Source organism: Microcystis aeruginosa NIES-2549 (assembly GCF_000981785.2).
Classification (GTDB): domain Bacteria; phylum Cyanobacteriota; class Cyanobacteriia; order Cyanobacteriales; family Microcystaceae; genus Microcystis; species Microcystis aeruginosa_C.
Genome location: NZ_CP011304.1, coordinates 2,518,357 through 2,543,604, shown reverse-complemented (window position 1 = coordinate 2,543,604; position 25,248 = coordinate 2,518,357). Strand labels below are relative to the sequence as shown.

General features: G+C 43.5%; 18 protein-coding genes and 1 pseudogene. 15 read left to right on the top strand and 4 right to left on the bottom strand.

What is annotated here, in order from left to right:
* Positions 1 to 18 precede the first annotated feature (18 nt).
* Positions 19 to 354: a hypothetical protein gene (locus tag myaer_RS12520; protein ID WP_046662337.1), complete on the bottom strand. Its 336-nt coding sequence runs from the start codon at positions 352 to 354 to the stop codon at positions 19 to 21.
* A 175-nt stretch (positions 355 to 529) separates the two neighbouring features.
* Between myaer_RS12520 and myaer_RS12515 the strand changes: the two genes are divergently transcribed.
* The 15 genes and pseudogenes from myaer_RS12515 (at position 530) to myaer_RS12445 (ending at position 19,086) form a co-directional block, all read left to right on the top strand.
* A complete protein-coding gene (locus tag myaer_RS12515; RefSeq protein ID WP_046662336.1) occupies positions 530 to 2,131 on the top strand; it encodes a 2-isopropylmalate synthase in 1,602 nt (533 codons plus the stop codon).
* Positions 2,132 to 2,832: 701 nt separating this feature from the next.
* Positions 2,833 to 4,083, top strand: coding sequence for an RNA polymerase sigma factor RpoD (rpoD, locus tag myaer_RS12510; RefSeq protein ID WP_046662335.1), 1,251 nt, complete (start codon positions 2,833 to 2,835; stop codon positions 4,081 to 4,083).
* 219 nt (positions 4,084 to 4,302) lie between these two features.
* On the top strand, positions 4,303 to 5,142 hold the full coding sequence (locus tag myaer_RS12505; protein WP_046662334.1) for an Rpn family recombination-promoting nuclease/putative transposase: 840 nt from the start codon (positions 4,303 to 4,305) through the stop codon (positions 5,140 to 5,142).
* Between the two features lie 70 nt (positions 5,143 to 5,212).
* Complete coding sequence (locus myaer_RS12500; protein ID WP_046662333.1) at positions 5,213 to 6,685, top strand: BCD family MFS transporter; 1,473 nt, start codon at positions 5,213 to 5,215, stop codon at positions 6,683 to 6,685.
* Positions 6,686 to 6,799: 114 nt separating this feature from the next.
* Positions 6,800 to 7,237 carry a pentapeptide repeat-containing protein gene (locus tag myaer_RS12495; protein ID WP_046662332.1) on the top strand — a complete coding sequence of 146 codons (438 nt, stop codon included), beginning with the start codon at positions 6,800 to 6,802 and terminating at the stop codon, positions 7,235 to 7,237.
* A gap of 104 nt (positions 7,238 to 7,341) precedes the next feature.
* Positions 7,342 to 8,448 (top strand): hybrid sensor histidine kinase/response regulator, encoded by a 1,107-nt coding sequence (locus myaer_RS12490; RefSeq protein ID WP_046662331.1) that lies wholly within the window; start codon positions 7,342 to 7,344, stop codon positions 8,446 to 8,448.
* Positions 8,449 to 8,704: 256 nt separating this feature from the next.
* On the top strand, positions 8,705 to 11,491 hold the full coding sequence (locus tag myaer_RS12485) for a cation-translocating P-type ATPase (protein WP_046662330.1): 2,787 nt from the start codon (positions 8,705 to 8,707) through the stop codon (positions 11,489 to 11,491).
* A 361-nt stretch (positions 11,492 to 11,852) separates the two neighbouring features.
* Positions 11,853 to 12,149: a hypothetical protein gene (locus myaer_RS12480; protein ID WP_235614743.1), complete on the top strand. Its 297-nt coding sequence runs from the start codon at positions 11,853 to 11,855 to the stop codon at positions 12,147 to 12,149.
* 31 nt (positions 12,150 to 12,180) lie between these two features.
* Positions 12,181 to 13,644 carry an S-layer homology domain-containing protein gene (locus myaer_RS12475; protein WP_235614742.1) on the top strand — a complete coding sequence of 488 codons (1,464 nt, stop codon included), beginning with the start codon at positions 12,181 to 12,183 and terminating at the stop codon, positions 13,642 to 13,644.
* Between the two features lie 138 nt (positions 13,645 to 13,782).
* Positions 13,783 to 14,742: pseudogene (locus myaer_RS12470) on the top strand (WD40 repeat domain-containing protein); the annotation flags it as partial.
* A 383-nt stretch (positions 14,743 to 15,125) separates the two neighbouring features.
* Positions 15,126 to 15,332 carry a type II toxin-antitoxin system HicB family antitoxin gene (locus myaer_RS12465; protein ID WP_046662329.1) on the top strand — a complete coding sequence of 69 codons (207 nt, stop codon included), beginning with the start codon at positions 15,126 to 15,128 and terminating at the stop codon, positions 15,330 to 15,332.
* Positions 15,329 to 15,535, top strand: a complete 207-nt coding sequence (locus myaer_RS12460; RefSeq protein WP_046662328.1) for a type II toxin-antitoxin system HicA family toxin — start codon at positions 15,329 to 15,331, stop codon at positions 15,533 to 15,535. The genes myaer_RS12465 and myaer_RS12460 overlap by 4 nt, the downstream gene beginning before the upstream one ends.
* A gap of 1,159 nt (positions 15,536 to 16,694) precedes the next feature.
* Positions 16,695 to 17,441: a pseudouridine synthase gene (locus myaer_RS12455; RefSeq protein WP_046662327.1), complete on the top strand. Its 747-nt coding sequence runs from the start codon at positions 16,695 to 16,697 to the stop codon at positions 17,439 to 17,441.
* A 26-nt stretch (positions 17,442 to 17,467) separates the two neighbouring features.
* On the top strand, positions 17,468 to 18,229 hold the full coding sequence (locus tag myaer_RS12450) for a helix-turn-helix domain-containing protein (RefSeq protein ID WP_046662326.1): 762 nt from the start codon (positions 17,468 to 17,470) through the stop codon (positions 18,227 to 18,229).
* Positions 18,230 to 18,237: 8 nt separating this feature from the next.
* On the top strand, positions 18,238 to 19,086 hold the full coding sequence (locus myaer_RS12445; protein WP_046662325.1) for an ADP-ribosylglycohydrolase family protein: 849 nt from the start codon (positions 18,238 to 18,240) through the stop codon (positions 19,084 to 19,086).
* 49 nt (positions 19,087 to 19,135) lie between these two features.
* Here the strand turns inward: myaer_RS12445 and myaer_RS12440 are convergent, their stop codons facing one another.
* From myaer_RS12440 to myaer_RS12430, 3 genes are all read right to left on the bottom strand, one after another.
* A complete protein-coding gene (locus tag myaer_RS12440; protein ID WP_046660474.1) occupies positions 19,136 to 20,632 on the bottom strand; it encodes an IS5-like element ISMae6 family transposase in 1,497 nt (498 codons plus the stop codon).
* Positions 20,633 to 20,981: 349 nt separating this feature from the next.
* Positions 20,982 to 21,974, bottom strand: coding sequence for an aldo/keto reductase (locus myaer_RS12435; RefSeq protein WP_046662324.1), 993 nt, complete (start codon positions 21,972 to 21,974; stop codon positions 20,982 to 20,984).
* A 51-nt stretch (positions 21,975 to 22,025) separates the two neighbouring features.
* The gene (locus myaer_RS12430) at positions 22,026 to 25,091 is read right to left on the bottom strand and encodes an efflux RND transporter permease subunit (protein WP_046662323.1); all 3,066 of its coding nucleotides are present in this window, start codon (positions 25,089 to 25,091) and stop codon (positions 22,026 to 22,028) included.
* Between the last annotated feature and the right edge of the window lie 157 nt (positions 25,092 to 25,248).

Below are 25,248 nucleotides of genomic sequence, written 5' to 3'. Positions count from 1 at the left end.
CATATCCAGAGGATAAAACTACTTAGATTGGAAAAACTTTTTCCCTTCTTCAACGAGTTTATTAATATCCTTGAGGGAAACTCCAAAAATCGCTAAAACTCCCGTAAAGACTAATAAAAAACCGATAAAACTATTTCGATCATAGAGGAATAAACCCACCAAAACGATAAAATAGGGAGAGAGAATTTTACTAATATTTTCAACTACAGTAACTACCTCTGGAGTGGGAGGATCAACAAGATTAATATCAGCTTTATCCTGATCTGGTTCGAGATTTTGCTTAATCGAAAACATCACCTCCTGTAAGTCTTTTACCTCCGGTGGGTTCGGTTCTTTCCCTGGTTTGCCAAACATTGTTAACTCCCTCGCCAATTTATCCATATCCTCTATGGTAGCCAAAAAGAGGGCAAGCCGGAAAAGCGCGAGCAAGTCGAGAAATTCTCAGGGCAATTTTCCTTATAACCCCCTCGGCCTCGGCTGCTATAATCAGAGGAACAACTCCCAAGTTCGTTAACGGTACAAAAAAACTATGAATACCAGTCCAGACCGTGTGATTATCTTCGATACCACCCTTCGAGATGGGGAACAGTCCCCGGGTGCCGCTTTAAATGTGGATGAGAAGCTAACCATAGCCCGCGCACTGGCACGACTGGGAGTTGATGTCATTGAAGCGGGTTTTCCCCACGCTAGTCCGGGGGACTTTGATGCGGTGCAGAAAATTGCCGCCAGCGTCGGCGGCGAAGCTGATAGCCCGATTATTTGCGGATTAGCCCGCACTACCCAAAAAGATATAAAATCTGCCGCCGATGCGCTCAGACCCGCCGCCAAGCCGAGAATTCACACCTTCCTAGCCACATCTGATATACACCTCCAATACAAACTTAAGAAGACTCGTCAGGAAGTTCTTGAGATTGTGCCGGAAATGGTGGCCTATGCCAAATCCTTCCTTAATGATGTGGAATTTTCCCCCGAAGATGCCGGCCGCAGCGATCCGGAATTCCTCTACCAAGTCCTCGAAAGAGCGATCGCCGCAGGAGCCACCACCGTTAATATTCCCGATACCGTCGGTTATACCACCCCCAGCGAATTTGGGGCTTTAATCCGTGGTATTAAGGAAAATGTCCCCAATATCGACCAAGCGATTATCTCCGTCCATGGTCACGACGATTTAGGGTTAGCGGTGGCTAATTTCCTCGAAGCAGTTAAAAATGGCGCTCGACAGTTGGAATGTACTATTAATGGTATCGGTGAGCGTGCGGGTAATGCTTCCCTAGAAGAATTGGTGATGGCTCTTCATGTGCGGCGCTCCTATTTTAATCCTTTCCTCGGTCGTCCAGCAGAGTCCACGGAACCTTTAACCAAGATCAACACCAAGGAAATCTATCGCACTTCTCGCCTAGTTTCTAATCTGACCGGCATGATCGTGCAACCGAATAAGGCGATCGTCGGTGCTAACGCTTTCGCACACGAGTCGGGAATCCATCAGGACGGGGTGTTAAAACATAAACTCACCTATGAGATTATGGATGCAGAATCGATCGGTTTGACCCATAATCAGATCGTCCTCGGTAAACTCTCCGGCCGCAACGCTTTTCGCTCTCGTTTACAGGAATTGGGTTTTGAGCTTTCGGAAACGGAACTTAATAACGCTTTCATCCAGTTTAAGGAAATGGCTGATCGCAAAAAGGAAATCACCGATCGCGATCTAGAAGCGATTGTTAACGATGAAATCGATACGGTTCCCGATCACTTCCGCCTTGAATTAGTACAAGTGTCCTGTGGAAATAGTGCCAGACCCACGGCCACGGTAACGATTCGCACTCCCGACGGTAGCGAGTTATCCGATGCGGCCATCGGTACAGGACCGGTGGATGCTCTCTGCAAAGCGATCGATCGAGTGGTGCAGATTCCTAACGAATTAATTTCTTTCTCGGTGCGAGAAGTTACCGAGGGAATCGATGCTTTAGGAGAAGTGACTATCCGTCTCCGTTACGAAGGACGCACCTACTCTGCTCGCGCAGCCGATACCGATATTATTGTCGCCTCCGCTCGCGCCTACATCAGCGCCTTAAACCGTCTCCATGTCGCACTGCAGCAGAAGGAAAAAACCCCAGAAATGCTACAAGTCTAGATAGGGTTTGCTGAACAATTTGGTCGGTGGGGTTAGGAGTCAGTTATCAGTTATCAGTTATCAGTTATCAGTTCACTGAGAAAACACCCCACACCCCACACCCCACACCCCACACCCCACACCCCACGGTGCTATTGGAGAAAATCTTAAATTTGTCTCGCAAATTTCTAAAATGTTGCTAAGTTAATATTATGAGCTTGCGCTCTGATTAATTATGGTGCAAATGTACCAAAAACAGATTCGCGTAAAATTAATGAGGGATGAAATTTATACGTAAGAATCTGATCAAATTAAATACAATAGCTAAGGACTAAAGGAATTAGCAAGGCAAATAGGGATGCTATTCCCCTTGCCAGTGGGAACAGTTAACCCGTCCAATAATTCCTTTGATTGTTAGCTATCTGGTCAACACCGCAGACAAACCGGCGGTCGGATTTCAGTCCTCCAGCCATTTACCCAATTTTTGCAGGAGCCAGATTATGAGTTGACTGAGGTAAAATAGCATTCCGTGTCGCTAAAATCGCATCGACACAAGAGAATCAAGAGAATTTAAGCAAAAATCTTCTCCCATTTGTTGTAATTAAAGCTACAATCGGAAAAGTCTTTCCCCGTCTCGGATTTGAGACACAAATTTGTTCAGTATCACCTAGATTGAGATTCGATCTTCTAGTTTTGCACAGAAGGAGCAAGAGGAAAACGGCATGACGCAGGCCCACGATGTACTAACCCTTACCGAGCCGCAATTGGATTTAGATTTGATTGACCTAGACGAAGACTTCGATGATGAGGATATCGAGTTAGAGCTAGAAGAAACCAGCGATAGCAACGATGGCAAAAAAACCCGCCGCCTTGCCAGCGCTCGTCGTCGCGACGCGGCCAGAAAAAAACCCTATACGGAAGATTCGATTCGGATTTATCTGCAAGAGATTGGCAGGATTCGGTTATTGAGAGCGGAGGAGGAGATCGAATTAGCGAGAAAAATCGCCGATCTACTGAAATTAGAACGCATTCGCGAAGATTTTCGCCTCTATAGCGATGCTGAATGGGGAAAACAGGTTTTCTTGTTCGAGCGCATCGAAAAAATTATCGCCGAAAAATCGGAAAAAGAACCGAAATTATCGGATATTAAGGCTTATTTAGGTAAGACGGAGCTAACGGCTCCCATGGTGGAAGAATGGCTGGCGAAATCAAAGGAATACTTATCGGCCTTTAAGCGTCGATTGTACCATGGTCGTCGCGCTAAGGAAAAAATGGTACAATCGAACCTGCGTTTAGTGGTTTCGATCGCCAAGAAATACATGAATCGCGGTCTTTCCTTCCAAGATTTAATTCAAGAAGGTTCCCTCGGTTTGATCCGCGCCGCCGAAAAATTCGACCACGAAAAGGGTTATAAATTCTCCACCTATGCCACTTGGTGGATTCGTCAAGCCATCACCCGGGCGATCGCCGATCAATCCCGCACCATTCGTCTTCCCGTCCACCTCTACGAAACCATCTCCCGGATCAAAAAAACCACCAAGATTCTTTCTCAGGAAATGCGCCGCAAACCCACCGAGGAAGAAATCGCCACCAAGATGGAGATGACCATCGAAAAACTGCGTTTTATTGCCAAATCTGCTCAATTACCGATTTCTCTAGAGACTCCCATCGGTAAAGAAGAAGATTCTCGTTTAGGAGACTTTATCGAAGCGGATGGGGAAACCCCAGAAGATGAAGTTTCTAAAAATTTATTACGCGAGGATTTAGAAAACGTCCTCGATACCCTTAGTCCTCGCGAACGCGATGTGCTGCGGCTACGCTACGGTTTAGATGACGGCCGGATGAAAACACTCGAAGAAATCGGCCAGATTTTCAACGTTACTCGCGAGCGCATTCGTCAAATAGAAGCCAAGGCCCTGCGGAAACTGCGTCACCCTAACCGTAATAGTATCCTCAAAGAGTACATTCGTTAATTTCCCGTCCTTAAAAAACTGGAAACTGAGTCTCCTTGAGGCTCAGTTTTATTGTAATCTACACTTTCCTCTCCCCATCTCTCGATCGAATTTACAGCAGTTATCTTAATGATGAGGTACAAAGTTTTTGTTTTGGGGAGTCGCTCGTCGATACCAAATTAGGTTAGACTTTATCTTGATCAGAGACGCTATAAATATCTAATTGATTAGAATCAAGAAATGTATGATAATGTCTGTAAATTTCTCGCTGAAAATTATAGTCGTGACTTCGCCCAATGGTTATTAGGAGAACCTCTCTCCTTCACCCAATTGAGTCCCTCGGAACTGTCTCTAGAACCGATTCGGGCCGATGCCCTGATTTTGTTAGAATCAGATCAGATGATTCTTCATCTCGAATTCCAGACCGAACCTGACCCAAAAATGTCCTTTCGGATGTTAGATTATCGCACTAGAGTCTATCGTCGCTTCCCCAAAAAAACCATGCGACAAGTGGTAATTTACCTGAAAGAAACCTCATCACCTTTGGTGCAGGAAAACGCTTTTATTCTTCCCAATACCCGTCATGAATATGAAGTGCTTCGTCTCTGGGAAATTGCTGCTGAGGAAATGTTAGGATTATCAGGATTGTTACCCTTGGCCAATCTAGGAAAAACCCCTAATCGTCCCGAAATTCTACGACAAGTAGCCGCAAAAATTGATAATATCGAGGGTAGAACTGAAAAAAGCAATTTAGCCGCCGCTACAGCAATTCTGGCGGGGTTAGTATTAAGTAAGGAAATCATCGGAAGCTTATTAAGGGAAGAAATTATGCGCGAATCAGTTATTTATCAGGATATCCGGGAAAGTGGAAAAGCACAAGGAAGAGAGGAAGGAAGACGAGAAGAAGCGGTTTCTTTGATTCTACGGCTACTTAACCGTCGTTTAGGTGAAATATCCTCGACTTTAGGCCAACAAATCCAAGAACTATCTCTAGAACAATTAGAAACTTTAGGAGAAGCGCTGCTCGATTTTACCAGCTTGACAGATCTGACCACTTGGTTATTGGAGATAGAAAATTAAATCCCCAGAAGATGTCTGCTCGTCCTGCGTTAAATTTTTAAATACTGGCTTTTTTTGTATTGATTTAACCATGGCTACCAGCGATATCTCCAATTCTACTCACTCATCCCCAAAACCCCTGCCAAAACTGGGGCTTTTTACCATGTTTCGCTTAGGACTCTTTCAGATGGGACTAGGTATTATGTCTCTGCTGACTTTGGGGGTTCTCAATCGGATTATGATTGATGAGTTAAAAGTTTTACCCTTTCTCGCCGCAGCTGCGATCGCTATGCACCAGTTTGTTAGTCCAGCACGCATCTGGTTTGGGCAAAGATCCGACGGTAAAACTATTTTCGGTCATCATCGCAGCGGTTATGTCTGGATTGGGGCGGCAGTTTTTACCGCTTTAGCTTTTATTGCTTTGCAGGTAGTTTGGCAATTGGGACTTAGTATTCAAACTTCGGGATGGAATACCATTTCCTACGCCTGGATTGCCCTCTTAGCTTTAATTTTCGCCCTCTACGGACTAGCTTTAAGCGCCAGTTCCACCCCTTTTGCTGCCCTCTTGGTGGATGTGTCCGATGAAGATAATCGATCGCAATTAGTTGCTATAGTTTGGTCAATGCTGATGGTGGGAATCGTCGTCGGGGCGATCGTTAGTTCTCGTTTGCTGGATACTCCCAATATCTGCGGTACAAATATTTTGACCTATGATCCGACTCAATCAGCCCCTATAGCCAATATTCCGCAGCTACAGGCGAATATTAACCCCGTGTTCGCGATTATGCCCGCTATCGTTTTCGGTCTCTGCATTTTAGCGACTTTTGGCGTAGAAAAAAAATATTCTCGTTTTAGTAGTCGGTCCACTCTTGTGCAAAGAGAGGATCAAATTACCTTTAAAGATGCCCTACAAGTTCTCACCGCTAGTCGGCAAACCGGTTTATTTTTCACCTTTCTGCTGATGATGACTTTGAGTTTATTTATGCAGGATGCAATTATGGAACCCTTTGGCGGCGAGGTTTTTGGGATGTGTATCGCCCAAACCACCCAATTGAACGCTTTTTGGGGAACCGGAACCCTTTTTGGTATTGCTGCCACGGGTTTTATGCTCATTCCCCGCATCGGTAAACAAAAAACCACTAAATATGGCTGTATTTTTGCAACAATTTGTTTTATTCTCTTGATTTTTGCCGGCTTTTCTGCTAATCAAAGTTTATTAAAATCAAGCTTGCTCTTTTTCGGTTTAGCTTCGGGAATGATTACCGCCGGGGCTACCAGTTTAATGTTAGATTTAACCGCCGCCGAAACCGCAGGAACTTTTATCGGCGCTTGGGGATTATCCCAAGCGATCGCACGGGGATTAGCCACGGTTTTAGGCGGTACGATTTTAAATATCGGTAAACTTGTCTTTTCTAGCCCGGTTTTAGCCTATGGCTTAGTTTTCCTCGTGCAAGCATTGGGAATGATCCTAGCAGTTTGGTTATTAAGTCGCGTCGATGTCAAGGAATTTAAGGAAAATGCCCGAGCAGCGATCGCAACGGTAATAAAAGGAGAGATCGACTAGCAACAGCAAGCAAAAGTGAGATAACAGGAGAATTAGCCCGATCGGGGGAAGTTGGTTAGCAGCTTTTTTCCTATCCTAAAAGTAGAGAGGAAAACGAAAGAGGAGGCGAAAAAGATGAAAAGGACTTTAATGATTGTTCTAGGTTCCCTAGCTTCCTTACTGCTGATTAACCCCGTCAGCGCCGAAAATCCTCAACAGGTACAAGAGTTATTGAATACGCGGGAATGTCCGGGCTGTGATCTCCGTGGTGCAGATTTAAGAGGGGCGCATCTAATCGGTGCCGATTTGAGAAAAGCGAATTTACAGGGAGCTAATCTGGAGGAAGCTAACTTAGAGGGCGCAGATTTGACCGATGCTAACCTAGAAGGCGCAAATTTAACCGCAGCTTTTCTGACTAATGCCAGTTTGAATCAAGCTGATCTCGATGGAGTCAATTTCACCAGCGCGGTGATTTATGATGCCGATGTGACGGGTGCATCAATGGAGAGAATTAACTTGACAAATGCTCAGATTTATGGTACTGGTATCGCTGTGGGTGGTGAAAGTCCTTAGATGTTCTTGTCCTCAAAATATAGTTAATTTTGTAACAGATGCGAGTGTCGCGTCTGTTTTTTTATACACTTTTACTAAATAGTTTGAGTTATAAAATAACCGGCATGACTCAACTCACACCGCGCCCTAGTGTCTTAATTGTCGATGATTTGCCCAATAATGTGCGGCTATTGTCGATTATGCTCACCGAGAAGGGATATCAGGTACGGAAAGCGATTAATGGACAGATGGCCCTGAATACAGTGCGATCGCTAATTCCCGATCTGATTCTCCTTGATATTAATATGCCCGATCTCAATGGTTATCAAGTTTGTGAACAGTTAAAAGCTGATCAAAAAACCAGAGAAATTCCCGTGATTTTTATCAGCGCCCTTGATGATGTCTTAGATAAAGTCAAAGCTTTTCAAGTGGGAGGTGTTGATTATATTTCTAAACCTTTTCAAGGGGAAGAAGTGATGGCACGCATCGAAAATCAATTAACTATTTGCCGTCAAAAAAAACAACTACAAAACGAAATTAAAGAACGTCAAAAAACTGAGGAAACTTTAGAAATTTATCTTCATGCTGTCTCTCACGATCTCCGCAATCCCGTGATCGGGATGTCAATGATCTTAAATAATTTAATTAAAAATTCTCAGGGAGAAACTAAAGAAGTATCCCTGAAGATTTTACAACAGATGGCCAACAGTTGCGATCGACAATTAACTTTAATTGATTCTCTCGTCGAAACCCGACAAAATGATCTTTGGGGAGTTTCCCTAGCACTAAAGCCTTTATCTCTCTACGAAATCGGTCAACAGATCGGCCAGGAATGGGAGTTAAGATTAAAGGAAAATCAAGCAACTTTAATTAATAATTTTTCCCCCGATTTACCCTTAGTTAATGCCGATGCTCACCATCTCTGGCGAGTTTTTGAGAATTTATTAGCCAATGCTCTTAAACACAATCCCCAAGGAATAATTATCACTTTATCCGCTAGACTAGAGGGCAATTATCTCCGGTGTACTATTGCCGATAATGGGGTGGGAATTAGCGAAACCCAGAGAAAAAAATTATTTGATCGCTATCAACGAGGCAACAATAATAATCAGATTAGTTTAGGACTAGGTTTATATCTATGTCGTCAAATTATCCATGCTCACGGAGGGGAAATTGGCATTATGAATAATGACGAAAAAGGTTCACAATTTTGGTTTACTTTGCCCTACTAAGCTGTTGACTAAGTAGGTAGATGTTAAAAACTTTCAGACACCACCCTTATCAAGGGGGGATTAAGGGGGGATCGGCACCCCCCTTATCAAGGGGGGCAGGGGGGATCTATCTTCAATTTAATTATAACCAGCTACTTATCTAAATTACCCGTTAAGACTGTCTATGAGCAGGAAGAGCCAGTTTGAGCATTTGTTTTTCCTGTGACCCTGGAAAGAAAGGGCTAAGATCTATTTAGATCAACTATCTTCACTTGCCATGGCCGCTAATGCTGACTATTCTGCCCATTCTAGCCTTAACTTGCAACAACCTTGGCATACCTATCCGGTGGAAACCACCCTATCTATCCTCGGTAGTTCGGCTGTTAATGGCCTCAATAGGGAGCAAATCGCCCAAAGAATTAAATATTATGGCAAAAATGAACTAAAAGAACGTCCAGGGCGCAGTAATTGGCAAATTCTCCTAGATCAGTTTACCAATATTATGCTCCTCCTCTTAATTGCCGTGGCCATAATTTCCGGAGGACTAGATTTACTGGAATTGCAGCGCGGTCATCTGGCTAAAATTGGTGTTCCCTTCAAAGATACGATCGCTATCTTAACAATTGTCATCCTCAATGGTATCCTCGGCTATCTGCAAGAAAGTCGCGCCGAAAAAGCTCTGGCCGCTTTAAAAAAACTTTCCTCTCCCCAAGTTAATGTTATTCGCGAGGGTCAACGCACAGAAATAGATGCGGTTAATCTCGTCCCCGGGGACATCATGCTGATTGAAGCGGGAACCCAAATCAGCGCCGACGGCCAAATTATCGAAGCTTTTAACCTGCAAATTCGCGAATCGGCCTTGACAGGAGAGGCAAATAGTGTTAATAAATCCGCCTCCATTGACCCCTTAGACAGGGATACTCCCCTTGGCGATCGCTTAAATTTTGTCTTTACTGGAACAGAGGTACTGCAAGGCCGGGCCAAGGTCATCGTTACCAATACGGGGATGACAACGGAATTAGGCAAAATCGCTCAAATGTTAGCAACAGTCGGCAATGAACCCACTCCTCTCCAAAAAAGAATGACTCACTTGGGTAATGTCCTTGTTGCTGGTTCTCTCATTCTAGTGGCCCTGACTATTACCATCGGCCTGATCAATGCCGGTTGGTCGGCCCTACAGGAATTGGTCGAAGTTTCCCTTAGTATGGCAGTAGCCGTCGTTCCCGAAGGATTACCCGCAGTTATCACCCTAACGCTCGCCCTAGGTACCCAACGCATGGTCAAACGTCAGGCCTTGATTCGCAAACTGCCGGCAGTAGAAACCCTTGGTTCTGTTAATGTGATCTGTTCCGACAAAACAGGGACGCTAACGGAAAATAAAATGATTGTACGCGAGATAGAGACAGTTAATCGCAGTTTTTTAGTTACTGGGGAAGGATATAGTCCAAAAGGACAATTTTTAGACTCCGAGCAACGGGCGATCGATCCCAAAACCGATCTAGAATTACATCATCTTTTAATTGCCAGTATCCTCTGCAACGATGCCAGTTTAGACCTCGATAACGGTCACGATAGCATTTTAGGCGATCCCACGGAAGGAGCCTTATTAGTTTTAGGGGCGAAAGCGGGCTTAAATTTATCCCTAACCAAGCAAGAGTTCCCTAGAATCGCTGAAATCCCCTTTTCTTCTCAAAGAAAGCGAATGTCGGTCATTTGTCAAGGAGTCAATCGCGTACTATTTACCAAAGGTTCCCCGGAATTAATCCTTGAACAGTGTCTCTCCTACCAATCGGGATTAGAAAGTCTTCCTTTTGGGGATAGGGAAAAAGAAAAAGTCTTAGTCGCTAACAATGCTATGGCTAACAGGGGTTTACGAGTCTTAGGATTAGCCTATAAAACACTAATTTATCCGCCAGAATCAACTGAAATCAGCGAAGATAAGCTAATTTGGTTAGGAATGGTCGGTATGATCGATGCACCGCGACCAGAGGCACAAATCGCCGTGGCTAGGTGTCGAGAAGCGGGAATCCGTCCGATTATGATCACCGGCGATCATCAATTAACCGCTCTAGCGGTGGCTAAAAGTCTTGGTATTGCCCAAGCGGGAGCTTTAGTCATCTCAGGGCAAGAATTAGATAAATTATCACCAATTCAGCTAGAAAACATCATTGACAAAACTAACATCTATGCCCGTGTTTCTCCCGAACATAAATTAACTATTGTCCGCGCCTTGCAAAAAAAGGGTAAATTTGTTGCTATGACCGGAGATGGGGTGAATGATGCTCCGGCCCTGAAACAAGCAGATATCGGCATTGCCATGGGAATCGCCGGAACCGATGTCACCAAAGAGGCTAGTGATATGATTCTCCTCGATGATAATTTTGCCACTATCGTCGCTGCCACGGAAGAAGGGCGAGTGGTTTATAACAATATTCGCAGTTTTATTAAATATATTCTCGGCAGTAATATCGGGGAAGTGATTACTATCGCCGCTTCGCCTCTTTTGGGTTTAGTTACTCCTCTCACTCCCCTACAAATTCTCTGGATGAATTTAGTTACTGATGGTTTACCCGCGTTAGCTTTGGCAGTGGAACCCGCTTCTCCTAATATTATGCGTCGCCCTCCTTTTAGTCCCCAAGAAAGTATTTTTGCTCGCGGTTTGGGCAGTTATATTGTGAGAATTGGGATTATTTTTTCGATTATTAATATCACTCAAATGTTGATCGCTGTGCGCTTGGATCCACTTTTTGGTAATACTGGTTCATGGAAAACTATGGTTTTTACTACTCTCTGTTTAGCTCAAATGGGTCATGCCATTTCCGTGCGATCGAGCGATCATCTTACCATAGAAATGAATCCTTTGACTAATCCCTATCTCTGGGTAGCAGTAACCCTGACGACAATTTTTCAACTGATGTTAATCTATGTTCCTGCCCTGCGGGATTTTTTCGGTACTCAATTTTTAACTAAAGAAGAATTATTAATCTGTTTGGGATTTAGTACCTTATTATTCGTTTGGGTGGAGTTAGAAAAATTATTTACCCGTTGGTATCATCGGCGATAACCAGAGAGTTTTTTTCAGTGTTCAGTAAACAGTGAATTGAAAACTCAAATCTGATAACTGATAAACCCCATCCACAGGGAAAACCGTAGTTTGGCTTTTTCAGCTACGATTCTTATATAGCAATACTTTTAAGGTTTAGTGCCTTGGCCGTGAAATTCCAGTTCTCTAGCTGATTGCGGTTTGGCTTACTATTAAAAACTGATTTGATCTAAAATTGAGTTAGCAATATTTTATTGGGAGCATCAAACAATGGAACCAATTTCTCTGATTGTCACCGCCTTGACTGCCGGTGCGGTTGCTGCGGCTAAGGATACGGCGGAAAAAGGCGTTAAAGATAGATACATATCAAGGTTTGAAAACCTTGATTAAGCGTAAGTTTACTAATGATGCTTTAGCACAAGCCATGGTAGAGGCAAAACCAGAGGATATCAAGAAAGCTGAAGGTTTGTTAAAAGATAAAATTGTCGAAGCCGGGGTTGATAAAGATAATGAAATCACTAAATTAGCCCAAGATTTACTAGACAAGCTCCAAGAACAACCCGGTGGACAACAAATTATCACCCAAAATATCAGTAATGTTAAATATGCTGCTACCTCTGGCACGGGTAATGCTAGTATTAGCGGCATCACCGAGCATGGCACATCTAAGGATGACTGAGACTGTATTTTAATTAATCAGGATGGTTGATATGTCAGAACCAAGCGAAATTCAACAAAATATTACAAAAGCTCAATATGCTGCTACCTCTGGGACTGGCAATGCAACCATCACGATTACCAATTACTATTATCGAGAAGAAGCAAGAATAGCCCCTGCTGATTCTGCCGATGTTGCCGATGATAAACTGCCCTGTCCCTATCGTGGCTTGTTTCATTTTGGGCCAGGAGATGCAGAATACTTTTTTGGGCGCAAAAGCTTTATTAAAATCCTATTTCAGGAAACCCAAACCCGTAATTTTATCCCCCTATTAGGTGCGTCGGGAAGTGGTAAATCCTCGGTAGTTTTTGCGGGATTAGTCCCTAAATTGCAACAAGAAGGTCACTGGCAGTTTACCCATTTTCGTCCCGGTTCTGACCCTTTTCATGCCCTAGCTTTGGCATTAGTTCCCCTTTATACAACTAATTTAAATGAGACAGACCGCCTCGCCCAAGCGCGTCAGTTAGCCAATTATTTGCGTGATGGCGACATTCCTTTAGCTGATGTTTTTGCCCAAATCCAACACAATTATCCCAGTGAACGGGTACTGCTAATTGCCGACCAATTTGAGGAACTTTATACCCTCTGTCCTGATGAAACAATCCGCCGTAATTTTCTCGATAAATTAACTACATTCCCCTTTGAAAGGGTAGGAATGGTGTTGGTATTAACTATGCGGGCCGATTTCTTGGGGAATGCTCTTTCCTATCGTACCTTTGCCGATGTCTTACAAAATACTGACTTGAAATTGGGGCCGATGAACCGAGAAGAACTCACAGAAGTTATTGAAAAACCGGCGCAAAAATTGGGGGTGACATTTGAAGCGGGACTGGTGGAGCGCATCCTCGATGATGTGGAGAGTGAGCCGGGGAATTTGCCATTACTAGAGTTTGCCTTAACGGAATTGTGGCAGCGGCGACAGGGCCAACAGTTAACCCATCTGGCATATACAGAAATTGGCCAAGTGCAGGGTGCTTTGGCCCCCCATGCCAATGAAGAATATGACAAGCTGAGTGAGGCGCAACGGGAACAGATGCGGCGCATTTTCATCCAATTGGTACGCCCAGGGGAAGGCACAGAAGATACGCGGCGGCTGGCGACAAAAGCGGAATTAGGGGCGGTAAATTGGGCGCTGGTGAAACAACTGGCGGATGCGCGTTTAGTTGTCACCAGTCGCAGTGAAGAGGCACAGGTGGAGACGGTGGAAGTGGTGCATGAAGCACTGATTCGCAATTGGGGGGAATTGCGGGGCTGGATGGACACAGACAGGGTTTTTCGCGCTTGGCAAGAGCGTTTGCGGGGAGCGATGGGGCAATGGCAGCAGACGCAGGGGGATGAAGGCTCATTGTTGCGCGGGGCGGCGTTGGCGGAGGCGGAAGAACAACTGAAGAAACGCCCAGAAGATATGGCTCTACCGAACCTGTCATGTAAAACTATCAACAACTTGTGCTTGTAAAGCTTGTATACTAAGTTTTTGAGTTTTTGTTAGATTGATATTTATCAACTTTAGAGCCTTGCTGGGCAGAGAGGGAGCTTGAGGAATTTTCTACAGTGTAAGTTCGGAAGAACCGAAGATATTAGCCAAAGTGAACAGGATTTTATTAAGCGGAGTCTTCAGGAACGAGAACGGATAAAACAAGCCGAAGCAGCCCGCAGGCGGCGCGAAATTAGAACCGCTTGGGGGATTGCGGCGGGTTCCTTGGTGGCGGTGGTGATTAGTACGGGATTGGGTTTGATGGCTTGGCAAAAAACACAACAAGCGGAACTTAATCTGACAAATGCTCGCGGGTTTTCTTCCTTGTCTTTGTTTGATAAAGGAAAAGAATTAGATGCTTTCGTCTTAGCGATTAAGGCAGGAAAAACTCTACAAAAGCAGCAGGCATCCGACAAGGAGGTGATGAATGCCTTACAGGAACTTCTCAACCGCAAAAGTGAACGCAATCGCTTAGAAGGGCATGGTAGCTATGTCCATAGCGTTAATTTTAGTCCCGACGGCAAGACATTGGTGAGCGGTAGTGATGACAAAACTATCATACTCTGGAAAGTAAAAACAGGCGAAAAACTCCACACCCTCAAGGGGCATGATGACTCTGTCATAAGCGTTAATTTTAGTCCCGACGGCAAGACTTTGGTGAGCGGTAGTGTTGACAAGACTATCAAACTCTGGAATGTAGAAACAGGCAAAGAAATCCGCACCCTCAAGGGGCATGATAGCTATGTCTATAGCGTTAATTTTAGTCCCGACGGCAAGACATTGGTGAGCGGTAGTGTTGACAAGACTATCAAACTCTGGAATGTAAAAACAGGCAAAGAAATCCGCACCCTCAAGGGGCATGAGGGCTATGTCGAAAGCGTTAATTTTAGTCCCGACGGCAAGACTTTGGTGAGCGGTAGTTGGGACAAGACTATCAAACTCTGGAATGGAAACAATGGCTGGGATTTAGATGCTTTAATGGGGCGTAGTTGCGATTGGGTGCGGGTTTATTTGCAGAATAATATTAATGTCAGGGAGGAAGATAGACATTTGTGTGATGGCATTGGTACAAAGAATTAATTGTAAGCTAAGTTAGTTCGGGTTAAGGAGATTTTGCCATGACTTCCACGAAAGAATAGAGCTAACCAGCTAGGGTAAAATTAGGGTTTCGGCTTATCCTCAACTCAGGTTAACTAGGAATAGGCCGATTTATCTTGCTAAGGCTATATTTTGAGCAACTTTTGTCAATTTATCCACAAACAGAAACATCAATCGTAGGGTGCGTTACGCTTTGGCTAACGCACCCATTTAATAATTAAGTTGCTGCGTGGGGTGCGGATTATTAATTGTTTTTTTTGTCAGAGATTATCGATGCAAACACCCACCCTACAAGATCGGCTTATACAAAAAAACAAGTTTATGTTATTATTAAAATAAATCTCAGTCAATAAAAAATATTTATTATGAATATCAAAGTGGTTGTCTGGCAAGAAGATGATGTTTGGTGTGCAACTGTACCAGCTTTGTCTGGTTGTCATACTTGGGCAGAAAATTATGATGATTTGATGGTCATGGTTAAAGAGGCAATAGAAGGCTGGTTAGAAGTTTCTCATGAAAAAAAATTACTTGATCGAAAAGAGAATCAGCAATTAGTGGAGATTTCTGTATGAAGTCAATCTCAGGTAAAAAATTATGTAAAGTCGTTGAAAGATTTGGCTGGAAATTGGCAAGAATTAAAGGAAGTCATTATATCTATATCAAAGAAAATGTTTCTGCAATTATTGTTATACCAACTCATGGAAATCGAGATTTACCGATAGGAACATTAAAAGGTATTCTCAAAGATTCAGGATTAACTGAAGATGATATTTGACAACGTAACGCACCAATTTGATGATAAATTTGGGCGTTACGGCCGATTATTAATTTGTTTTTTTGTCAGAGATTATCGCCGCAAACACTCACCCTACAAGAATTTATAAAACTAAAATCAACACAGATAAATGTATTAGTCATGATTTTCTCTATTCATTTACAATTTCTTCCATCAATTGCCGATCTCTTTCTTCTCTCAACCGCTTGGATAACCGAGAAATAACCCGTTTAAAGTCATATCCCCCCGTAAGCAAAACTAGCCCGACTTTTTTAACAATTGTCGGCAAAATTTTGCTTGCTTTTTTCAGGGCTTTTTGCCATAATATTTTTATAAGACTTTATATATAATGGAGTGTTAGAGTCTAACTAAAAAGGCAAAGATTCCCATTATAAGAAAAGTATAACCGAAGCCGCCGCCCAAGTCAAGGGGTCACTCCTCTTTTTTTTGAGAAGTTTTCAAAGAAAAAAATCAAAGAGGCAAAATTTTGCTTGCTTTTTTCAGGGCTTTTTGCCATAATATTTTTATAAGACTTTATATATAATGGAGTGTTAGAGTCTAACTAAAAAGGCAAAGATTCCCATTATAAGAAAAGTATAACCGAAGCCGCCGCCCAAGTCAAGGGGTCACTCCTCTTTTTTTTGAGAAGTTTTCAAAGAAAAAAATCAAAGAGGCAAAATTTTGCTTGCTTTTTTCAGGGCTTTTTGCCATAATATTTTTATAAGACTTTACATATAATCGAGTGTTGGAGTCTAACTAAAAATGCACAAATCCCCATTATAAGAAAAGTATAACCGAAGCCGCCGCCCAAGTCAAGGGGTCACTCCTCTTTTTTTTGAGAAGTTTTCAAAGAAAAAAATCAAAGAGGCAAAATTTTGCTTGCTTTTTTCAGGGCTTTTTGCCATAATATTTTTATAAGACTTTATATATAATGGAGTGTTAGAGTCTAACTAAAAAGGCACAGATTCCCATTATAAGAAAAGTATAACCGAAGCCGCCGCCCAAGTCAAGGGATTACTCCTCTTTTTTTGAGAAGTTTTCAAAGAAAAAAAATCAAAGAGGCAGCCAGAGATATTCGGTTTTTCTTCACTATTTGGGCGAAAAAACCCTTTTAGGATGCCTATAATAGGAGATAGAAAGGGTTAAAAACTAAAAAAAAATGGCGGAGAGAGTCCAGAAAATCCTTGCCCAGTGGGGAATTGCCTCCCGAAGAAGGGCGGAGGAGATGATCGTAGCCGGCCGGGTGAGACGGAATGGCAAAATCGTGCAGTTAGGAGAAAAAGCCGACCCGGAAAAAGATCACCTAGAGATAGACGGAAAAAAAATTGAACCGGCCAATCGTCCCAAAAGATTGTATATACTGATCAACAAACCCATTGGCGTGGTTTCTACCTGTAAGGATCCACAAAACCGGCCGACAGTAATCGACCTTTTGCCCGACTCCCTCGCCAGCGAGACAGGGTTACATCCCGTAGGCAGGTTGGACATCAACACCACTGGGGCTTTACTCCTCACCAACGACGGTCAACTGACCCTCACCCTCACCCATCCCCGTTATCATTTGCCCAAAACCTATCGGGTTTGGCTAGATGGTGCGATTGATAGACTTGCTCTCCAGCGTTGGCGAGAAGGTATCCTCTTAGAGGGAAAAAAAACCTTACCCGCACAGGTTGAGATACTCAAGCAAACCGACCAAAAAACCCTACTAGAAGTTATTTTAGTGGAGGGAAGAAATCGGCAGATTCGCTCTGTAGCCGAAGAATTGGGCCATCGCGTCCTGAAACTTCATCGCAGTGCCATCGGTCGTATTCAACTAAACTCTGGTAATAATTCCCCCTTACCCTTGGGTGATTACCGTTTTTTAACCCTTGATGAACTGAAATATTTAAAGAACCAGATTAACTAAGCTGAAAGTCAGCCCCTAATAGCGATATGTTTCGCCTTCTCCAATCACAACTTGATCCCCAGCATAAACAGCGAACCAAATTACTGGAAATCGGCGTTTATTTGCAAAAAAATCGCCTAGAACAGTCCCTTTCTCTCGAGGAAATTGCCCAGAAAACCTTAATCCCGCGCCATCGCCTAGAAGCACTGGAAGCGGGGGATTTGGAGGCATTGCCCGAACCGATTTATATTCGTTGGTTAATCAAACAATTTGCTGATAGTCTGTCCCTGGATGGTGAGACGGTTAGCCGACGTTTTCCCACCAAGGTCAATAACTTTTTTAGGGGAACAAAACCATCTTTATCGCTGCCGAGTCTTCAAATTCGCCCGATTCATCTCTATTTTCTCTATTTAATCCTAGTTATTGGTTCCGTACAAACCCTATCCCACGTCCTGCAAAAATCGGTACTGCAATCGAATCGCTTACCGCCGCCTTCCTTGCCACAACAGCAAATTGTCCAACCGAAAAGCAATCCCCTTCAACCGGTAGCCAACAAAACCAGTAATAATCAGCAGCTGGTGGTGGGGGTAAAACTGGAAGATGACTGCTGGCTGCGGGTGGTGGTGGATGGCAAGACAGAATTTGAGGGTGTGCTGCCCCAGGGAACCCATCGCACTTGGCAAGCAAACCGGGAATTAACCGTGAGAGCGGGTAATGCTGGCGGGGTTTACGTTGCCGTTAATAACGCCAATGCTAAACAACTGGGGCAACCGGGCAAAGTCGGGGAAGTAACCTACCGGGCAAATTGAGCTAATTTATGCAAAAGGTCTTTTCACCCCTTGATCGCCTTCAGGGAGGGTTAATCGGGGCATATATTGGGGAATCCTTGCATAATCAACCCCTAATACCAGCCTTTAACTATGAGGCTACACCAAGGACGACCCTGCTTTTGCAAGCTCTGCAATCTCAGGAGGATTTTTCCCTTGCGATCGCAGCTAAGGAGCGGTCGGAATCGGCGTTATTATTTGTGCTGTTGCCGGAGATTTTAACCTGGCCTGACCATGGGGAACGTTGGCAAGCTAGATTAAATTTTTGGCTAAAAAAGGGCTTAATTTCCGAGTTAACCCGACAAGAAGCGATAATTTGGGGAGAGGCAGTGGGTCTGTTATTACAGGGAAAAAGGCCTTTAAATCAGTTAATGGGGCAATTACTAACTATTAACCCCAAGAATAAGCTATTAGAGCAGATTCAGTCAGCTTTAAGGCAAAATCGTCCCCTAGAGTCCATTTTATCGGCTTGGGCGAAAGATAGCTCACCTTTAGGAATTGCGATCGCAGCTTCTCTCTATACCTTTCTGCAAACGAGCGAGGATTTCGCCGTGAGCGTGCGTCGCGCTAATTCTAGTCCCTATCAACGGCAATTAACCAGCACTTTAGCGGGAATTTGGGCGGGATTATACAACGGTATCGAGGGGATTCCCCTAGCTTGGCGGCAAAATTTGCCGAAAGAGCCAGTTAAACAGCAATTAATGGATAAAGCTGGGGAAATTTATCGAATTTCCCTGGGTATATCTCCTCATCTTGTCCTATCTCCTCATACTGCCGTCGCTTACGGGGGAACAATCCAACCCCGTCCTAGCTTAAAATTGGTCTCTCAAGATAAGTAGGGTTTGCTGAAAAAGTCATTGAAAAGTACAGGTCTCTTAATCAATGATTTCACTTAGCTACAAGCATAAGCTTTAGTTGTTGATTAATTTTTAAGTTATAACTTATCCTAATCATTGACCGAGAAAAAGTGCTGTTTTTCCATTTCAGACATAAAAAAGCCCAAAAAACCTGCCTCAACAGGTTAGAAAGATTCATGACTAAAAAAGTAATAGCAATCGCTGAAAAGGAAGTATGAGGAAGTTTAGCCATCACTTTACCTAAGCTAAATCTTCTTTTCCCCTGTCCAAATTTGCCCTCTATACAATTCCGAATCCTCTCATCATCGGTAGCTTGTTTCTTTTGTTCTTTACTAACATTTTTGGCTGGTCTTCCTAATGGGGGACCACTGATTCTGATTCCCCTTTCTTTACACCAAGCTCGGTTTTCTCTGGTTCGATAAATTTTGTCCACATGAACTGATTCTGGATAGTATCCTGTATAGTCATAATAAGCTTCTATTTGTGCTTTTAAATCTCCTGATTCATTAAAGTTATCCCAACTAATTCGGTCTAAAAATATGTAACCATCTATACAGCTTGCTGAGAATTTAGCCCCAAATTCTACGGGTTTTCCAGCTTTTCCTCTGACTATCGGACGGATGTGGGGTTGAGTTAAGCTGACAATTCTGTCTTCAATACTCTGTTTGTTATTTTGGTACATCCAGAGTTGTTGACGATAAACTTCTGTGACTACTAACAACAGTTTATAGTCTCTTTTTTTCAAGCTTTGTAGAGAGGCTCCTTCTGCTAAAAGTTGTTCAATATGGTCGAGATTTCTTTTCAGATATTGCAGTTGTCTTTTCAGAGCTTTTCGTCTTTGTTTGACGGTAGGTTTTCTTTTTTTCGCTACTTCTAAATAACTTTTTCTGGCTAGAAGACGATAGGTTCTCGGTTTTTGAACAAGTTTTCCTTTTAAAGTTTCATAGAGAATATCAATAATTTTTTCGGTTTGTTTTCTTCCTTGATTTAACAGGTTTAAATCCGTAGGATAACTAATATCTGCGGGCGCACAACTGGCATCTAAAATTAATTTACCTCGATTTTCTGGTTGACTTTGGGTTTCGCTCTCTAACTTTTTTTCGGTGTTTTCTTCTTCTTTTATTTCTCTCGAATTTTTGACCATAAAGCGATTCACTTTATTAATTAGTTCCAGAGTGATTCTTTCTCGAAAGTGAACCAACATTGACGCTTCAAACCGGGGTTCATTGCTGTAGGATGAAAACCCCAAGAAGTATTGTAAATAAGGATTTTCTTTGATTTGTTCTACCGTTTCTCTATCGCTTGTTCCTAATTTTTCTTTAATAATTAATGCTCCGAGTGCTGTCCTGAATGTTTTGGCGGGTGTGCCCATTTCTTCTGAAAAAAGTGATGCGTATTCCGCTTCAAATTCTGACCAGGGAATGAGGTTGGCCATAATTACCCAACGATTGTCTTGGGATAATTTCCCCTCAAAGGGCAGCTCGAAGTTTTCTGGTGGGGTTGAGGGTAACTCGCTTTTACGGTACATTAGCACTAATTAGAGAAGATGCAAGGGTGATGCAAGGGTTTTAAGAGATTCTAGCAGATTTAAGTGCATTTGGGAAGCTCTCAATCAAGCTAAAAGCCCTTTCCTGTAAGGTTTTTACCATTATTCAGCAAACCCTAAGTAGGGTTTGCTGAATAAATCTAAAAACCTTGTTGGACAATATCTTTAGGCTTTTTTGACCTCAAAAATTGCCAGTTCTTGGAGTAATCGGGGGGAAATTGGCTCTCTTATTCTTTGTCTGATAAGTTTAACTTATAAGCGATCAATCTTTGCGTCCTTTGTGTCTTTGTGGTTCGTTCCACACCCCACCAACAAACTTTTTCAGCCAACCCTACTGAGTTTGAAAGATATTTTGTACCATTTTTTTATCCAAACCTGCGGCAATTTTATCTAATTCTGCTATTTCCCCACTGTCTAAACTCCATCCTAAAGCCCCTAAATTATCCTCAGCTTGTCGAACATTTTTAGCTCCGGGGATGGGAATTGTTCCCTTACAGATACACCAATTTAAGGCAACTTGGCTAATAGTTTTATTTTTAGCTTGGGCGATAACTTCTAGACAACTTATCAGAGGAGAAATAGCGGGAATTAATTGACCAAAAAGGAAGCGACGTAATCCTGGGGGTAAGTTTTTATTATCTCGATATTTCCCAGTTAATAACCCCAAAGCTAGGGGACTATAGGCAATAATTTTAATACCCAATTGATCACATAGTTCCTTTAATCCTAAGTCAGTGAGAGGATAGGTAGAAAGGAGAGAATACTGTACCTGTAAACTGGTAATAGGAATGCCGCGACTGGCAAACTTTTGATAGGCAGACTTCAATCTTTTCGGTCCAAAATTAGATAAACCAACCCCTTTAACTAACCCCTTTTCCAGACAATCCCCCAATCCGTCTAATAATCCTCCCTCCTGCCATGGCGCATAATTGCCCGTTGACCAGTGCATTTGCACTAAATCCACCGGGCGGCCTAGTCTGGTTGCCGAAGCTTGACAAGCTTTCACCATGGCATGACGGGTTAAACGCCAAGGATAAGGGGCGAGTTTGGTGGCAATACGGATATGATCAGCGTTATAACCGCTATATTCCCCTGTAAAGCGTCCTAATAGCTTCTCACTCTGTCCGTTGAGCTTGCCTGTCCCGTAGGAGTCTCCCGTATCAAATAGGGTGACACCCCGCTCGACGCAGAGATTAAAAACCGCTTGTAACTGGCTATCCATACTCTCATCATAACCCCAGAGAAGACGATTTCCCCAGGCCCAAGTACCGCAGCCCATGGGGGGAAGGGATAGAGTTTGATGTGTGACTGTCAAGGGATTCATGGGTTAGTTTCTCTGGGTTTTTTCTCAAGCTTTCAGCAAGATATTTTACTACTAAATCGACTTGGGTTTTTGTTTAACAAATAATCCCCGCAACCAATAGTAAAAACTATCGATGTAAGTAAAGATTACCGGCACAACCACCAAAGTTAATAGGGTGGAAGTGGTAAAACCACCAATAACAGCAATCGCCATCGGTGCGCGAATTTCCCCATCTGCACCCAAAGCTAAAGCAATCGGTAACATCCCGGCAACTGTGGAAACGGAGGTCATAATAATTGGTCGTAAACGAGAGACTCCCGAATCAATCATCGCCTTAAATTGCGGTTTCCCTGACTCAATGCCACTCAGGGCAAAATCTACTAACAGAATCGCATTTTTAGTGACTAATCCCATCAGTAAAACTATGCCAATTAAAGCGTATAAACCTAACTCTTTTTGGGTAATTAAAAGAGCGATTAAAGTACCACCAATCGATAAAGGAAGGGAAGTTAAAATCGCTAGGGGATAGAGGAAATTGTTATACAACAATACCAGAATCCCATAGATAGAAATAATTGCTAAACTTAACGCCCCCAAAAAACGAGCAAAGATATCGCGCATAATGCGAGCATCACCAAAGGGTTCTTCTGTCACCTCTGGGGGTAAGTTTTTCATGATTGGTAAAGTGCGAATTTGTGTCACCGCACTTCCCAAAGAAACTCCCTCTAAATTAGCTCCAATATTAACCTGACGTTGACGGTTAAAGCGTTGAATTTCCGCAGGTCCACTACCTAAGCTAATTGTCGCCACCGAGTTAAGCGGTACTAACGTCCCATTACTGCTAGGAACCCGCAAATTTTGCAGGGTTTCTATCTCACTGCGTCCATCGTTGGCAATTTTTACCCGGATGGGAATTTGTCGGTCAGCAAGGTTAAATTTAGCTAAATTAAACTCATTATCGCCGATTAAAGCTAAAGACGCAGTACGGGCGATCGCTCTGACCGAGACTCCCTGATCAGCAGCCCGGACTGGATCCGGTTGAATAATAATCTCCGGTTTAACTAAACTTACCCCGGAACTGACCTCGACAAAACCGGGTAAAGCCCGCATTTCTCGCTCTAATTTTTGGGCAGTTTGGGTTAAAATATCGCCATTTTCACTTTTTAGGACAATAGCCACATCTTTGCTACTTCCTGCTCCCCCCTGCGCCCGAAAAGTCACTCTTGCTCCCGGTATCTTCTGGAAATCCCGACGGGTTTGTTCCTCAAATTGCCGTTGAGTTAGCGATCGCTGTTCCTTAGGAACTAAATTAACATATATTAACCCCGTATTTACCCGTCCCGAATCTCCCGGAATAGCCAAAACATTAGCGACGGCGGGATTTTTTTGCAGTAAACTATTCACCTGATTGGCCACGGCAACAGTATCATTCAAAGTCGCACCGGGAGGCAATTCTAGGCTTATGGTACTTAATCCAGTATCCCCAGAACTAAATAACCCTTTTGGAATCAAGGGAACTAACTGTAAACTACCGATAAAAAAGGCCAAAGCCGCCAATAAAGTCAGGATTCGATGACGTAAAGCCCAAGTTAACAAACTTTTGTAGGGACGAAAACGGGGGCGCGAGGAGGGATTATCATCACCAGTTTTCAGCTTTTTCGGCTGTAAAATATAGGCACTTAACATGGGAGTGACGGTGACAGCGATCAAACTGGAGAATAGGGTAGAAACCGCCACCGTAACGCCGAAAGGTTGAAAGAATTGCCCCGGCACACCGCCCATAAAAGCAACCGGCAGGAATACCGCCATAATTGCCGCTGCACTGGCTAAAACGGCTAATCCAATCTCTTTTGAGGCATCAAAGGCCGCTTGCAGGGGTTTTTTACCCATAGCTAAATGTTGATCGATGTCCTCCACCATACACACCGCATCATCCACCAGATTACCCAAAGCTAAAGCTAACGCCAGCAGGGTCATACCGTTAAGGGTATAATTTAGGGACTGCATCACCCAAAAAGTCGGGAAAATCGACAAAGGCAGGGCCAAACCCGTGATAATCGTGGCGCGCCAATTGCCTAAAAATAGACCCACCGTGATCACCGTCATGATGCAACCGATGATCAGATCGCTCAGAAGACTTTCGTAACTAGCACGAATTGAGTCAGCACGGGTAAAAATTAATTGAAATTTAATATCTTCGGGCAGTTTTTTCTTTAAATTCTCGATTTCTTGGCGCACTGCTGTTTCTACCGTCACCAAGGTGCTGCCAGTCCCCCGTAGAATCGAAAAACCCACCACTGGCTGCCCATCTAAGAGGGCCATTTGTCGAGGATCACTGGAACTATCGCTAACTGTCCCTAAATTGCTTAAGGGGACGCTATCACCGTTAGGTAAAGAGATTTGATAATTTCTTAAATCTTCGATAGTTTCAGCGCTGCCGAGGGTGCGGACAGTTTGTTCACTGCCGGCGATTTCCGAGCGCCCTCCGGGTAAATTAATATTAAAACTACGAATTTGGTCATTAACTGCCGTGGCCGTGATACCGTAGGCGATCAGACGACCGGGATCTAAATCTACACGCACTTCTCGATCAACTCCCCCAACGCGATCGACTCGTGCTACCCCCGGCACTCCCGTTAAAGCGCGGCCAATTTGACGATCAACTAGATCACTTAATTCGGCGATCGATCTTTTCGGGGAGGAGATGGTATAGTTCATCACCGCACCCCCGGCAAATTCTAAACGTTGGACAATTGGGTCATTAGTATCTTGGGGTAAATCCTGCCGAATTTGCGCTATGGCATTGCGTACATCATTGGTAGCGCGATCGCTGTTAGTGCCAAGGATAAAGTTAACGGTGGTGGTGCTGCTGCCTTCGTTAATGGTAGAAGTAATTTGATCGATATTACCCAAAGCAGCCACCGCATCCTCGACTTTTTTGGTGACTTGGGTTTCCAATTCCTCCGGACCTGCGCCGGGTTGATTAACGGTGATAATCACGGCCGGAATGTCAATATTAGGAGAGCGATCGATCCCTAATCCTAGAAAGGCAATGTATCCCATTAGGGCCATAACCAGGGAGATCAGGATCGTCGGAATGGGATTTTTGATAGACCAATTAGAAATATTAAAAGCCATAATTTCAGTTATCAGTTATCAGTTATCAGTGGGTAAGTTATCAGTTTTTAGTTATCAGTTTTCAGAACGTAGGTTGGGTTGAAGCATGAAACCCAACGACCCCATGGTTTACGCTACCGCTAACCCATCCTACAAATAATTGTGCCTTTCTACTTAG